Origin of the sequence: Anaerobutyricum soehngenii (assembly GCF_009697165.1) — a bacterium.
Taxonomy (GTDB): Bacteria; Bacillota; Clostridia; order Lachnospirales; family Lachnospiraceae; genus Anaerobutyricum; species Anaerobutyricum soehngenii.
On record NZ_VULP01000001.1, the window covers coordinates 200,287 to 215,447 of the forward strand.

12 protein-coding genes, 1 tRNA gene and 2 pseudogenes are annotated in these 15,161 nt (G+C 38.8%); 14 read left to right on the top strand and 1 reads right to left on the bottom strand.

The genetic code is table 11. The features are described 5' to 3' along the window. Window positions 1-208 precede the first annotated feature (208 nt). The 9 genes and pseudogenes from FYJ25_RS00855 to FYJ25_RS15195 all read left to right on the top strand — a co-directional run. Window positions 209-298, top strand: a tRNA-Ser gene (locus FYJ25_RS00855). A gap of 308 nt (window positions 299-606) precedes the next feature. Next, the gene (locus FYJ25_RS00860) at window positions 607-3,306 is read left to right on the top strand and encodes an NYN domain-containing protein (RefSeq protein ID WP_154580351.1); all 2,700 of its coding nucleotides are present in this window, start codon (window positions 607-609) and stop codon (window positions 3,304-3,306) included. Window positions 3,307-3,490: 184 nt separating this feature from the next. Next, a complete protein-coding gene (locus FYJ25_RS00865; RefSeq protein ID WP_021907290.1) occupies window positions 3,491-4,204 on the top strand; it encodes an ABC transporter ATP-binding protein in 714 nt (237 codons plus the stop codon). Between the two features lie 12 nt (window positions 4,205-4,216). After that, window positions 4,217-5,134 (top strand): SufB/SufD family protein, encoded by a 918-nt coding sequence (locus tag FYJ25_RS00870; RefSeq protein WP_096239238.1) that lies wholly within the window; start codon window positions 4,217-4,219, stop codon window positions 5,132-5,134. A 144-nt stretch (window positions 5,135-5,278) separates the two neighbouring features. Next, on the top strand, window positions 5,279-5,551 hold the full coding sequence (locus FYJ25_RS00875; RefSeq protein ID WP_096239239.1) for a metal-sensing transcriptional repressor: 273 nt from the start codon (window positions 5,279-5,281) through the stop codon (window positions 5,549-5,551). A 223-nt stretch (window positions 5,552-5,774) separates the two neighbouring features. Beyond that, complete coding sequence (locus FYJ25_RS00880; RefSeq protein ID WP_021907293.1) at window positions 5,775-5,981, top strand: hypothetical protein; 207 nt, start codon at window positions 5,775-5,777, stop codon at window positions 5,979-5,981. A gap of 269 nt (window positions 5,982-6,250) precedes the next feature. After that, on the top strand, window positions 6,251-6,799 hold the full coding sequence (locus tag FYJ25_RS00885) for a TetR family transcriptional regulator (RefSeq protein ID WP_096239240.1): 549 nt from the start codon (window positions 6,251-6,253) through the stop codon (window positions 6,797-6,799). A gap of 250 nt (window positions 6,800-7,049) precedes the next feature. Beyond that, complete coding sequence (locus FYJ25_RS00890) at window positions 7,050-7,775, top strand: MIP/aquaporin family protein (protein WP_154580293.1); 726 nt, start codon at window positions 7,050-7,052, stop codon at window positions 7,773-7,775. A gap of 226 nt (window positions 7,776-8,001) precedes the next feature. Then, window positions 8,002-8,436 (top strand): annotated as a pseudogene (locus FYJ25_RS15195) (IS1182 family transposase); the annotation flags it as partial. Here the strand turns inward: FYJ25_RS15195 and FYJ25_RS00900 are convergent. Then, a pseudogene (locus FYJ25_RS00900) lies at window positions 8,417-8,962 on the bottom strand (cation diffusion facilitator family transporter); the annotation flags it as partial. The pseudogenes FYJ25_RS15195 and FYJ25_RS00900 overlap by 20 nt on opposite strands. Before the next feature lie 103 nt (window positions 8,963-9,065). Here FYJ25_RS00900 and FYJ25_RS00905 point away from each other — a divergent pair. The 5 genes from FYJ25_RS00905 to FYJ25_RS00925 all read left to right on the top strand — a co-directional run bounded on the left by FYJ25_RS00905 (window position 9,066) and on the right by FYJ25_RS00925 (window position 15,161). After that, a complete protein-coding gene (locus FYJ25_RS00905) occupies window positions 9,066-9,404 on the top strand; it encodes a cupin domain-containing protein (RefSeq protein ID WP_154580294.1) in 339 nt (112 codons plus the stop codon). 177 nt (window positions 9,405-9,581) lie between these two features. Beyond that, the gene (locus tag FYJ25_RS00910; RefSeq protein ID WP_154580295.1) at window positions 9,582-10,589 is read left to right on the top strand and encodes a sugar-binding transcriptional regulator; all 1,008 of its coding nucleotides are present in this window, start codon (window positions 9,582-9,584) and stop codon (window positions 10,587-10,589) included. Between the two features lie 24 nt (window positions 10,590-10,613). Next, window positions 10,614-12,125, top strand: a complete 1,512-nt coding sequence (gene glpK / locus FYJ25_RS00915) for a glycerol kinase GlpK (protein ID WP_154580296.1) — start codon at window positions 10,614-10,616, stop codon at window positions 12,123-12,125. A gap of 281 nt (window positions 12,126-12,406) precedes the next feature. Next, the gene (locus FYJ25_RS00920) at window positions 12,407-13,906 is read left to right on the top strand and encodes an NAD(P)/FAD-dependent oxidoreductase (RefSeq protein WP_154580297.1); all 1,500 of its coding nucleotides are present in this window, start codon (window positions 12,407-12,409) and stop codon (window positions 13,904-13,906) included. Then, on the top strand, window positions 13,887-15,161 hold the full coding sequence (locus tag FYJ25_RS00925; protein WP_154580298.1) for an NAD(P)/FAD-dependent oxidoreductase: 1,275 nt from the start codon (window positions 13,887-13,889) through the stop codon (window positions 15,159-15,161). Before FYJ25_RS00920 ends, FYJ25_RS00925 begins: the two co-directional genes overlap by 20 nt.

Sequence of the window (15,161 nt, forward strand, 5' to 3'; positions counted from 1 at the left end):
AGGTAGCTATAGCAGAAACTCCCTGACCTAAACCCACACCATCAATTTATAGAAGCCAGAAAATGCAAACTCCTGTAATAGGAAAATGTGATGTCGGAGCAAGTAAAAATGCGGTGACGCATTTTCTACGCCGCGATTATCTTCACATTTTCCTATTACAGGAGTTTGCATTTTCGTCTCCCATATGATATAATTGTCGCTGTGCTTTGGAGATGTACCCAAGTGGCTGAAGGGTCCGCACTCGAAATGCGGTAGGTCGGCTATAACCGGCGCGAGGGTTCAAATCCCTCCATCTCCGTTTAATGTACTCTCAGAGTCTTTCTTGCACTTGCTTTTGTGGCTGATTTCCCGCCAGTCGCACCCGAATTTCATCAACGTACGCACCGCGTACGTCTCAAAAATTGGGCACAACTGACAAAAAATCTTCTCACAAAATCAAGCACAAAAAGATTCCGATAATACATTTTAGATGACCAGAGGTCAGGTGATAAGGAATATAAGAGCGGCAGGGCTTTGAAGATAGAAGTCATGTCGCTTTTCTTATGTGGTGTAACAGTTAGTATATTGGATTTTTGAAATGAGGTGAAAAACGTGAAGAATATTGTAATGGGAATACTGGCGCATGTAGATGCCGGAAAGACAACATTATCGGAAAGCATGTTGTATTTATCGGGAACGGTACGTAAGCTTGGACGAGTCGATCACAAAGATGCTTTTCTTGATACGTATGCATTAGAGAGAGACAGAGGAATTACGATTTTTTCAAAACAGGCTGTTTTTTCACTCGGAAATAAAAAAGTGAACCTTTTAGATACACCGGGACATGTTGATTTTTCTGCGGAAATGGAACGAACATTGCAGGTACTTGATTATGCGGTGCTTGTTATCAGCGGGGCAGATGGTGTGCAGGGACATACGGAAACTTTATGGAAGCTGTTAAAGCTTTATGCTATCCCTACATTTATTTTTATTAATAAGATGGATCAGCAGGGAACAGATCAAGCGGCATTGCTTTCAGAATTAAAGGAACGTCTTGATGAAGGATGCATTGCCTTTGGGAAGGAAGAGAGTACAGAAACTCTGGAAGAGCTGGCAATGACCGATGAAAAGGTACTGGACTATTTTATGGAGCATGAAAGTATTCGGAAGGAAGATATCTGTCGCTTGATAAAGGAAAGAAGAGTATTCCCATGTTATTTTGGTTCAGCATTAAAGTTAGAGGGAGTACAGGAACTTCTTTATGGGTTTGAACGGTATATGGAGCCGTATACGGGAACAGAAGAATTTGGAGCGAAGGTATTTAAGATTTCCAGAGATGATAAGGGAGAACGTCTCACATTCTTAAAAGTAACTGGTGGAAAGCTTGTTGTAAAGATGCCGGTGAATCTGGTGGATAAAGAAGAAAAGGTGAATCAGATCCGTATTTATTCCGGAGCAAAGTATGAGACAGTAAATGAAGTGGAAGCCGGGGGTGTCTGTGCGGTTACGGGACTGGTTTCTTCTTATATCGGACAGGGATTTGGTGTGGAAAAAGGTACAGCTGCCCCATTTTTAGAACCGGTTTTAACATATCAGATGATTTTGCCGGATGGAGCGGATACGACAAAGGTTCTCCGGGAGTTGAAACAATTAGAGGAGGAAGAACCACTTCTTAATATTGTATGGAATCCTGCATTAGAAGAAATTCATGTACAGTTAATGGGAGAAGTGCAGACAGAAATCTTAAAGACAATGATTGCGGAGCGTTTTCATTTAGATGTTGAGTTTGGTACGGGAAAGATTGTATATAAGGAAACGATAAAGAATTCTGTTGTGGGAGTCGGACATTACGAACCACTTCGTCATTATGCAGAAGTTCATCTTAAAATGGAGCCTCTTGAGGCCGGCGGCGGACTTGTTTTTGATGCAGATTGCAGTGAGGATGTTCTTGATAGAAACTGGCAGCGCCTGATTCTGACACATTTGCAGGAAAGAGAACATCCGGGAGTGCTTACCGGTTCGCCGATTACGGACATGAAGATAACGATTGTAGCAGGAAGGGCACATTTGAAACATACCGAGGGCGGTGACTTCCGTCAGGCAACTTACCGGGCTGTCAGACAGGGCTTAAAGTCTGCGGAAAGTATATTGCTAGAACCATGGTACTCTTTTGTTTTAGAAGTTCCGTCTGATCAAGTAGGCAGGGCGATGTCAGATATCGGGCAGATGAATGGAAGTTTTGAAGGTCCGGAGGCGGAGGATAAGCAGGGAATGGTGCGGCTTACCGGAACAGCACCAGCTTCGGAAATGCGTGATTATCAGCGGGAAGTCTGGACTTATACGAAGGGACGTGGACGAATCACATTCACTTTAAAAGGATATGAACCTTGTCATAATGCAGAAGAAGTAATAGAACAGATCGGCTATGACAGTGAGAGAGATATTGATAATCCAACCGGTTCTGTTTTCTGCGCACATGGTGCCGGATTTCTTGTAAAATGGGACGAAGTACCGGAATATATGCATATAAAAGAAGATTTTTTATCAGAAGGATCTGATGAGATATCAGAAGAAGAGCAGACGATAACAGGAAACACCCATTTTGGAAATAGTAGTTATTCCTCAGGATATGGAGATGATCCAGAACTCCTTGCAATCATGGAGAGAGAGTTTGGCTCCAAACAAAAAGAAAGAGATCGTTACAGCGGTTATCGTAAACAGACCGTGTCGGCACCAATGCCCCGGAAAACTGTTATAAAAGATACCGAACCGAAAAAAGAATATTTACTTGTAGATGGATATAATGTTATTTTTGCCTGGGAAGAATTAAATGAACTTGCCAAAGCAAGCATTGATGCTGCAAGAAATAAGCTGATGGATATTTTAAGTAACTATCAGGGATTTACAGGCTGTACATTGATTCTTGTTTTTGATGCATATAAAGTAAAAGGAAGTCAGGGAGAAGTGCAGAAATACCATAATATTTATGTTGTGTATACAAAAGAAGCGGAAACGGCAGATCAGTATATTGAAAAGACGACACATGAAATTGGCAGAAAGTATAAGGTCACAGTAGCGACTTCGGATGCTTTAGAGCAGGTTATTGTTATGGGGCAGGGCGCATACCGTATTTCTGCAAGAGATTTTTATGAAGAGGTAGAACGGACAGAAAAGCAGATTCGGGAGATAAATGGGCAGCAGCATGGTGAGAAAAGAAATTATCTTTTGGATTATGCAAAAGAAGAGGATGCAAAACATATGGAAGAAGTAAGGCTTGGGAAAAAGTTAGAGAAACTTGACAAAACCACTGTCAGCGACCCTGAGTAAATCCTAGTAAAGCAGTGTAGTATGCACAAAAAAACAAAGGGAAAAAGGGGCTGTTTTATTGACTTTTGAAAGTCTCTATGTTATATATGGAATTTAGACGTTACGATGAATGTACGCTCGGAATCTTTTCATAAAATCAAGCACAAAAGACTCGAGAGTACATAGGAGATGATAGGAGGAAACTATGCTTGAATTACAAAATATCAGCTATATGGTTGATGATGATGATAAAGAGATTTTAAGAGATATTAATCTTGCATTTGATGAGAAGTTTGTTGCGATTACAGGACCAAACGGAAGTGGAAAGTCCACTCTTGCAAAGATTATCGCCGGCATCTTAAAACCAACATCCGGTAAGATTTTATTAGATGGTGAGGACATTACAGACCTGAATATTACAGAAAGGGCAAAGAAAGGGATTAGCTATGCTTTCCAGCAGCCTGTAAAGTTTAAAGGATTAAAAGTAAAAGATTTAATGAGCATTGCCTCTGGAAAGACATTAGATATTGCCGGAATCTGTGATATTCTTTCTCAGGTAGGATTATGTGCAAGAGATTATATTAACAGAGAACTGAATGGCAGTCTTTCAGGCGGTGAGCTTAAACGTATAGAGATTGCTATGATCAAGGCGAGAGCAACAAAGCTTTCCGTATTCGATGAACCAGAAGCAGGAATTGATCTGTGGAGCTTTAACAGCCTTATTCATGTATTTGAAGATCTTCATGAGAAGACAGACGGTACGATCCTGATCATTTCCCATCAGGAAAGAATTCTTGAAATTGCAGACAGAATCATTGTAATTAATGACGGACTTGTAGAAAAGAGTGGAAAAGGAGAAGAGGTTATTCCGGAACTCCTTTACAAATCAAGTATGTGTCAGAAATTAAACAGAGATTAGGGGGACAGAATCATGGATTTAATACAGAAAGAATTATTAGAAGAGATTGCAGATCTTCATGGAGTACCGGCTGGAGCATATAATATTCGTGCAAATGGAGCTGCTGCTGCAAGAAATACGACAGCGAACATTGATATTGTTTCTAAAGAAGATAAACCGGGAATCGACATTATCATCAAGCCGGGAACAAAGAAGGAAAGCGTGCATATTCCGGTTGTAATCAGTCAGACAGGGCTTACCGACCTTGTTTATAATGATTTCCATATTGGTGATGATTGTGATGTGACGATCGTAGCAGGCTGCGGAATTCATAACAGTGGTGACGGACTTTCACAGCATGATGGTATTCATGAATTTTTTGTTGGAAAGAATTCTAAGATTCGTTATGTGGAGAAGCATTATGGTAATGGTGACGGCAAAGGCGGTAAGGTGATGAATCCAAAGACGATCATTCATCTTGACGAGAATGCATATTTTTATATGGATACCGTACAGATTAAGGGAATTGACAGCACAATGCGTGAGACAGAAGCCGATTTAAAAGACGGAGCAAAGCTTGAGATTTCCGAGAAGCTTATGACACATGGAGAGCAGAAAGCAGAAACACAGTTTGCAGTGGACTTAGACGGTGAGGGAAGCAGTGCGAACGTTGTATCCCGTTCCGTTGCACGTAATGATTCTTATCAGATGTTCCGCGCGAAGATCTCAGGTAATAATGCCTGTGCCGGACATAGCGAATGTGATGCGATCATCATGGATAACGCAAAGGTTCGTGCGATTCCTGAATTAGAGGCGAATAATCTGGATGCAGAACTGATCCATGAGGCAGCAATCGGTAAGATTGCAGGAGAACAGCTTATTAAACTTATGACATTAGGACTGACAGAAGAAGAAGCAGAAGAAATGATCATTTCCGGATTCTTAAAATAGTGATATACTAAACCGTATAATATACAGTCGTTTGTGAATGAAGTGTAACATTGCGGAAACTTGAGTACAACTGGCGGAATTTAACCCCAAAAGCAAGTATCGAAAGATTCTGAGACTATATAAGAATACTAAGGGGGACTTTTTATGAGACAATGTATGGATATGGATAATTTACATAAAAGATTAAAAAGAGTAGAGGGGCAGATCAAGGCAATTGACCGTATGATCGAGCAGGATGTTCCATGCGAGGATATTATTATACAGATTAATGCAGCGAAAACTGCCCTGCATAAGATTGGGCAGGTAGTATTAGAAGGGCATTTAAATCATTGTGTAAAAGACGGAATTGCACATGGCGATGCAGAGAAAACGATCGCAGATTTTGCAAAGGCTGTAGAATATTTTTCAAGATTATAAAACGGATGAATCAATGAAATAAAGAGGACATAGAATTTTTTTAGAATTTTATGTCCTTTTTTGTTATAAAAAGTGCAAAACAAAATAGCTACAGGATGGATATTTTTATTGCTACAAAAATAAAATCAACTTATAATATAAGAATATATTTTCGGAATTTTATAAGCGGATAAGATCAGGCTGGGAAATATCCGAATCAGATGAGAAAATGTGAGGTGTTAATATGAGCAGAACAGACGAAGAAATCAAAAGATATGAAACGAAGATGAAGTCTTGTACGACAATGACAGATTTACTGGTAGCGATGTCTTCCTGGCAGAGCTATGCACAAAGTCATAATTTAAGCACAGAAGAAAAGCGAATGGTAGATGAAGCGTATCTGAAGGCGGAAGAAAGACTGATTACTGCGGTAAAGCCAAGTTTATGGTAAGTTTTTGATTATAGATCTGCAGGAATATAAGTTTGCAGTGATAGCTGCATTGATAAAAGATTCAAGTCGAGCAGCCGCGAGACTTGGCGCGTGATTCTGGTCAGCGTAAGCTGACATATTCTTTACAGAATCACTGCGCATCCTCGCGGAGCGTTTATCTCAGTCGGAGATTGGACTCCCACTGAGACAAATTTGCTGTCACTCACCACCTGAAAGAGGTGGGAGTCTTCTCGACTGAGATAAACAGATTGCTAGTGGAGGGAGACAAAATGAACGGAACGAAAGGAAAAATGGCAGAGGCATTTAAGGAGCTTGTGTGTAAGAAGTCATTTCAGAAGATTACGATAAGCGATATCGCAAAAGAGAGCGCCATGACCAGAGAAAACTTTTATTATCATTTCCGGGATAAATATGACATCATGCACTGGATTTTTGAACAGGAGATCGTAGAAAAACTTCCGTCAGAAGAGGAATCGTTTGAAATATGGTTTCATACATTATTTATAAACACATGTGAGGATTACAAATATTACAGAAAGTTGATAAAGAATCTGAGTGTAGAGGAAGTACGCAGTGACTTATACAAACTATTTGAACACAGAGTACGTCTTATGATCGAAGAGTGTCTGGACGATTCCGTCTGGAATCTACGTAAGGAGAAGGAAGATTTTACAGTAACATTTTTTACGGAGGCTTTTCTTGGATTTTATATCAATTACATCAGGGAGCATGAGGAAATCAATCTTCAGTTACTCCAAATGGAAATAAAGTTTCTCTTTGATAAATTTCTTTCAACCGTAAGAATTACGAAAGAGTAAGTAACCGAGCAAGAAACATAATAATTAGATAAAATATCTAAAAGAAAGATAGGAATAATTACTGAAATAGTGCAAAATAGCCCATGAAAATGGAATTGTAAGGTAAAAAAACGAAAAAATATCGTAAGAAATATGACAGATTCTCACATAATTCTTACAATGTAAAAAGACAAATACCCCTATAAGTGTTATATTTAAATCAGCACTAGTGTACTTAATTGGAAACATTAATTGAATAGGAGGAATTAATATGACTAACGTAATTATTGGTGAATTTGTCGGAACCATTTTACTTGTATTATTAGGTGATGGTGTTTGTGCCAACGTTACACTGAACAATTCTGGATTTAAAGCAGCAGGCGCTCTGTTTATAGCACTTGGCTGGGGTCTTGCAGTTTGTCTCCCAGCAGCAGCATTCAGCGGCATCTGTCCAGCATCTTATAACCCTGCATTGACAATCGCTCTGTTCGCAGACGGAACATTAGCAGCAGCAGATGGCTACACAATCGCAGTTATTATCGAAATGATTATCGCTGAGATGGCTGGTGGTTTCATCGGTGCAGTATTAGTATGGGTAGCATTTAAACCTCAGTTTGATGCATCTTCAGATTTAGGTGATAGCCTTAGAGGTATATTCTGTACAGCTCCTGGCGTAAGAAATATCCCTTACAACATTCTTCAGGAAGCAATTGCAACATTCTGGTTAGTATTCGCTATTAAAGCAGCTTGTGGCGCATTTGATCTTGGAACATTTGGTGTATTCTTAGTAATCGTTTCTTGTGGTACATCTTTTGGTGGTCTTACAGGATACGCTATGAACGCAGCCAGAGATACAGCTCCTCGTTTAGCATTCGCTATCTTACCTATTAAGGGTAAAGGAGATGCTGACTGGGCTTATGGTTTAACAGCTCCATTAATCGGACCTGTAATCGGTGCATTAGTAGCTGTAGCTCTTTATGCCGCATTACCATTATAGAATATAATAGTAATTTAGTTTACTACATAATGAATAATAAAAACGGGGCTGTCGGGAAATAGATAGTTCCAAACAGGGGCAGATTTGATTCATGTAAGTCAAATCTGCCCCTAGAATTTTTCCATAAAAAGAAAAAAGATGGCCAACGACAACCATCTTCTCTCCGTTCCATGTTATAATGGAACTATGCTAAGACAAGATTATTATAACGAATTTTTTGAAATAGGGCAACAGAAAATTAACTCTTGCAGGACTTCTGGATACAGTTGATTTGCTGTATCAGAAATATAATGTTCTGATTGATGAAAATGAGTATAGCATAAGATATGACATTCCCCATGCCCATATGTTTGTGATTGAAGGGATGGAAAAAGTAAGGGATGTCATTAGAAAAAGCCGGAAACGGAAACTGACGAAACATAAAAAGCTGTCAAATAATACAATCATTGAGATTGACAACTGTTCTTCGCTGGAGATCCTGAAACTCTGGAAAAATTTGCTCCAGATTGCCGTAGAGAATTATTTCATTGTCTAGACTTATGTAAGTAATGACCGGACTGATTATAATACATTGATTCCTGTGTTAGAAAAGCACAAAAACGCATTTGGAGAGATTTTGGAAGAAGTAACTGTAGACAGTGGTTATGGTTCGGTCCATAATTGTGGATGATCAGATTATGTGTGCCGACAATACCAGCATAGGATTCTACAATATCTGTAATTTTCTGGTAAAGTTCAGCAGGGACACGTTCACCGATTAAAGGCTCTAAAGTATCCTTTGCGATAGATATACCGGACTAGATAACAATAGCAGAAACAATAAGACTGGCAATCGCATCGACATTAATGGATGTAAAGTGGCAGATAATGATAGAAATTACAGTAGCACTCGTTGTAATAACATCGCCGAGAGAATCTGTCGCAGTTGCAAGCATAACTTTAGAATCGATTCTTTTGCCAAGCTTATTATTAAAAAATACCATCCACAGCTTGACTAGAATTGATAAAATAAGAATAATAAATGGTACAGGATTAAAAGTGATCTCTTCTGGATGTAATATCTTTGAAATCGAACTTTTAAAAAAAGTAAATCCCACTTCAATAACAAGAAAAGACACGATCAAAGCTGCAATATATTCAATTCTTCCATGTCCAAAAGGATGTTCCGCATCTGCGGTAACAGCAAGGAAATGAAAAGAGGAATAATTTTTTCAATCTTGTAAAATAACAAAGAGGTGTATTAAAATAAAAATGTATACGTAGTTACTCTATGAGAGGAGGGAATATTATATGTATTTGGTAGATTCTAAAGACAAAGAATATCGTCATGGAGATCATGGTCCCAAATATTTAATGAAAGGACCAAGATCAAACTTTGGATTGTGTCAGTTGCGTCCGGGAGAGGTGGCAACACCTCATGTACACCGGATAATGGAAGAGAATTTCTATGTTCTTAAAGGGAAGCTCAAAGTAGAAATCAATGGAGTTATAACGATTGTGGAAGAGGGACAGATGTTTCATATTGAACCGGGAGAGTTTCATAAGGTATCTAATCCGACCGATGACTATAATGAGTATATTATAGCTTGTGCACCATTTGCAGATGGGGACAAATATTTGACAGAGTAAATTTATAATGTTATATTTAAAATGCCCACAAATTTTTTAGAAAATTTGTGGGCATTTATATAATATGACATGATATATAGGAGGGAAAAAATTTTCATTATTGTTATTGACAAAAAATAGGGATACTATAGAAATATGATTAGTGATTATTACTTGACATGAAGAGGAGACTTAGCTGTGACTGTAGATATGTATAATCAATCTGCTTTTTTGGTAATAAAAATTGCCTATATGTATTATATGGAGAATTATTCTCAGAATGAGATCGCAAAAGCTTTACAAATATCTGTTACTACAGTTTCAAGAATGTTAAAAAAAGCAAAACAGGAAAAGATTGTAGAGTTTGTAATAAGAGATCCTTATGTAGAATGTATTTCACTGGAGAAGAAGTTAAAAGATACATTCGGACTTAAGGATGTTATTATTGCACCGGGATTGGCGGTAGAGGCAGAGGATGGAAACTATTTAAGCGATGAAGAAAGTGCCAAAAAGCTAGTGGCACTGGAAGGAGCTAGATATTTACAAAGAATTATAAAAAAGAATGATGTTTTAGGTGTTACCTGGGGAAGTACGATTTACCGTCTTATTAATTACTTAAATCCTGCACAAAAAGTAGATGCGGCTTTTGTGACATTGCATGGGAGTATTGCATGCTGCAGGAATGAGTTAGATGTGCGGACTTTAGTATTGAGAATGGCAAAGGCTTTTTCAGGAACGCATTATTATTTACTTACCGAAGCTCTAATGAGCAGTAAGAAGGCAGCAGATATTATCAAGCAGGAGAAAAACAATAAAAAAGTTTTTCAGATGTTTGAAAATATAAATATTTCAATTAGCGGAACCGGTTCATTTTATCCTGAATTAAATTCCGTTCTGGCGAAGCAGGAATTTATGAGTAAGGAAGAGTTAGGCTGGCTGCAGGAACAATCCGTGGTAGGAGATATTGCCTTACGTTTTTTTGATAAAGAAGGAAAAGAATGCAAGACAGAGATTGCAGACAGAATGATAGCTATTGATTTCGAGCAATTTAAAAAGATTGATACGAAGATTACCATTGCGTCAGGGGGATATAAGGCGCATACGGTTTTAAGTGCTCTCAAGGGGAAGTTAATTGATGTGTTAATTATTGACTATCAGCTTGGACAGAGAATTATGGAACTGTACAGGGCTGAGACTACGGAATAATTTATATGTATTGGGAGGGGTAAAATGGAAGAATATATCATGACGATCGATGAAGGTACTACTAGTGCACGTGCGGTTCTTTTTAATAAGGATAGTGAAATCATAGCAATGTGTTCTAAAGAGTTTGCACAGTATTATCCGCAGCCAGGCTGGGTAGAGCAAGATCCAAAAGAAATCTGGCTGACCACAAAGGAAGTTATCAACAAAGTTGTTGCTGATTCAGGAATTGATCCAAAGCAGATTAAAGCAGCGGGTATTACAAATCAGCGAGAGACAGTAGTAGTTTATGATAAGAATACCGGTGAACCGGTATATAATGCGATTGGCTGGGCAGACAGAAGAACAGCTCCATACTGTGATGAATTAAAAGCAGCAGGAAAAGAGCAGATGTTTATTGACAAGACCGGCTTGCTTATTGATGGATATTTTTCAGGAACGGAAATTAAATGGATTCTTGATAATGTTCCGGGAGCAAGAGAGAAAGCGGAAGCGGGAGAGCTTTATTTCTCAAATATCGATGGATGGATTATGTACAAATTGACGGAAGGCAAGTGCCATCTTACAGATTACTCCAATGCATCAAGAACACAGTTATTTAATATCCATACGCTTGAGTGGGATGATGATATGCTGGAGCTTTTTAATATTCCAAAGTCAATGTGCCCGACGGTACTTCCGAGTAGTGGACATTTCTGCACAATAGAAAGAAAGGATTTCTTTGGAGGAGTAGCTGTTCCGATTACAGGTTGTATTGGTGACCAGCAGTCTGCAACGTTTGGACAGTGTTGTTTCGAACCGGGTATGTGTAAGATGACTTACGGAACAGCAGGATGTATGTTAATGAACATTGGTGAAAAACCAATCCCTTCCAAGAATAATCTGCTCTTAACAATCGGCTGGGGATTAGATGGAAAGGTAGAGTACATCTATGAAGGAACGGTATATAATGCAGGTTCTTCTATTCAGTGGTTAAGAGATGAGATGGATATGATTGATTCCACACCGGATTCTGAATATTATGCAGCAAAATCAAAGCTTCCAAGAGGTTATGTATATGTCGTTCCGGCATTCTCAGGATTAGGAGCACCGTGGTATGATTCCTATGCGAGAGCAACTATTTTCGGTATGCATCGTGGTGCTAATAAATATGATGTAATTAAAGCAATGTTGGATTCTCTTGGATATCAGACAAGAGATATTGCAAACGCAATGGCAAAAGATGCAGGTGCCCCTATTAAGTTACTTCGTATCGATGGTGGTGCAGCAAACAATAATATCGTAGCACAGTTTGTAGCAGATATTTTAGGTGCAGATGCAGAACGTCCGGTAAGTGTAGAGACAACAGCAGCCGGAGCAGCATATCTGGCAGGTCTTGCAGTTGGATTCTGGAAAGACAAAGAAGAGATTCTTGCGTGTCGTAAGATTGATCGTCTTTTCCATCCAGAAATGCCGGAAGAAGAAAGAGAAGAACTTTATGCCGGCTGGGTTAACTGTGTAGAGTCTCTTATGGTTTGGAGTAAGAAGGCAAAACAGTAATAAGATAAAAGCAGTCTGGATAAAACAGATTTATTAATGAGAAATCCTTGAATCATTACATCGTTATTTCCAAATTTTCAAAACAATATGATCGCAGGATAAGGAAGCAGTAAAAAAAGAATTGCTGTACAATTCATAAAATGTGTTGTACAGTAGTTCTTTTTTTCTGAAAATATTACATAGGGATGGAAAATTTTTTCATTATTGCACATGGAAATGCAAAAAAGTATAATAAATTTAGGTAAAAAAGAACTTATAACGTAACAGAAAGGGGCGCAAATATGAAAACAGATGTGTTGATTATTGGCGGCGGAGTAATAGGATGTGGAATTGCCCATCAGTTATGTAAGTATAATTTTGATGTTACACTGGTGGAAAAAGAAGCAGATGTGTGTATGGGAACAAGTAAAGCAAATTCCTCTATGTTACACGATGGTTACAATGTCGACAAAACGAAACTAAAAGGACAGATGGTTTTAAAGGCAACGAAGGAACTCTATCAGGAGCTGGCAAAGGATCTGCATTTTGACTTGAATATATGTGGCTCTCTTCTTCCGGGATTTGAGGAACAGGACTGGGCGGCTATTCATCATCAATTTGAGATGAGTGCGGATAATGGAATTCGAGGAGTCAGAATTGTAGGCCAGGAAGAATTACATGAATTAGAACCGCATATGAATCCTGCTGCGAAGTTTGCATTATTTAATCCAAATACCGGTGTGTTAAATCCTTTTGAGCTGACGATCGCACTTGGTGAACATGCGGTACTTAATGGAACAAAGGTATTATTAAATACCGAGGTAACAGGAATCAACTCTGAAGACGGAAGAGTTGTTTCGGTTGACACAACACAGGGAACGATTGAAGCAAAGATTGTAATCAATGCGGCAGGTCTTTATTCAGATAAAGTTGCCGGTATGGTGGAGCATGTAGATTATACGGTAAAACCAAGAAAAGGTGTTTATTTCCTGTATGATAAACAGTATGGGGATTTTATCAGACGACCGATCTACACAGCCCCTACGGCAGTTTCGAAAGGCTTGATCATGCTGCCGACAACAGAAGGAAATATTCTTTGTGGTTCTAATGCGATTTTACATGAGGACAAGGATGACCTTTCAACTGATCTTGAATCATTGAATCACATTTATGCAGAAGCAATTCACAAATATTATCCAGAGCTTCCACGTATGGGTGATGTTACAACAATATTTGCAGGAAACAGAGCGGTATCGAATACAGAAGATTTTATTATCGGACATTCTAAAACCATTCGTGGAATGATCAATCTTATTGGTATTCAATCTCCGGGATTATCTTCTGTTCCTGCGATTGCGGATATGGTAGAGGATCTCGTAAGAGAAGTAGGAGAAGATCTTAACTTTAATATTAAGGATAATTATAATCCAAAGAGACCAAAGCCGGTTCTTTTAAGAGAGCTTCCGTATGAAGAAAGAGCAAGATATATTGAGGAAAATCCAGACTATGGAACGATTATCTGTCGTTGTGAAACTGTAAGTAAAGGTGAAATCCTTGATGCAATAAGAAGACCGATCCCGGCAACGAATCTTGATGCAATAAAGAGAAGAGTTCGTGCAGGAATGGGACGGTGTCAGGGTGGATTCTGTGGACCAAGAGTTGTAGGAATTCTTGAAAAGGAATTAGGAATCTCTCCATTAGAAGTTACAAAGAAGGGTAAATCTTCTTACATACTTTCTATGCAGGCGAAAGAGCTTGCTTTACAGGAAGGAGGAAGCAGCGATGAAAAAGTTATCTTATGATCTTGTAGTCATAGGTGGCGGACCTGCGGGATTAGCAGCAGCGTTAGAAGCCAGAAGAAATAATGTAGAAAAGATTCTGGTCTGTGAAAGGGGTTCCAAGCTTGGAGGTATACTCGAACAGTGTATCCATAATGGATTTGGATTACAGTATTTTAAAGAAGAACTGACCGGTCCGGAATATGCAACCCGGTTTGCCAAAAAGGTTTTGGCAAGTGATATTGATGTAAAAACGGATACTATGGTTTTAGACATCACAGAGGATAAAAAAATTATTGCACAAAATGGTGTAGACGGACTGTTTGAAGTAGAAACAAAAGCGTGTATTCTTGCGATGGGATGCCGTGAAAGAACAAGAGAGGCAATTACGATTCCTGGTGACAGACCATCTGGTGTAATGACAGCGGGAGCGGCTCAGAGATATGTCAATGTGAATGGCTATCTTCCGGGCAAGGAAATAGTAATTCTTGGTTCTGGTGATATTGGTCTTATTATGGCAAGACGTATGACTTTTGAAGGAGCCAATGTAAAATGTGTCTGTGAAGTAGAGCCATTTTCATCTGGCCTTGTTCGTAACAAAGTACAATGTCTTGATGATTTTGGAATACCGCTTTACTTAAGCCATACTGTAACAAAGATTCATGGAAGAGAACGATTAGAAGGTGTTTCTATCGCAAAGGTTGACGAGAGAAAGAATCCAATTCCGGAGACAGAAGTTTATGTACCTTGCGACACGCTTCTTCTTTCCGTAGGATTGATCCCTGAAAATGAATTGTCAAAGAGTGTAGGTGTTACACTTGATAAAGTTACAAAAGGCGCAACTGTAAATGAAAAACGACTTACAAACATTTCGTGGATTTTTGCATGTGGAAATGTATTACAGGTACACGATCTGGTTGATAATGTAACAGAAGAAGCAGAAATTGCCGGAAAAGCCGCAGCAGAATATATTCACGGAGAATTAGTTAAACGGGCAAACTCAATAACAGTACAGCCTGGAGAGAACATCGGTTATGTTGTTCCACAAAGAATTGATTATGCTAATCCAGACGAAAAGGTTGTTAAATTATACATGCGTGTGAGAAAGCCGGATGAGAAGGTTCTCATGGTAGTAAAAGATAATGAAGATAATTTGATTGCCAAGTTTAAAAAAGATACGATTGCACCCGGTTCAATGGTATCACTTAGTATACCGTTAATGAAACTTACGGACACAGTGCATGAACTTACCGTGTCTGTTGAAAAACAGGAGGAATGA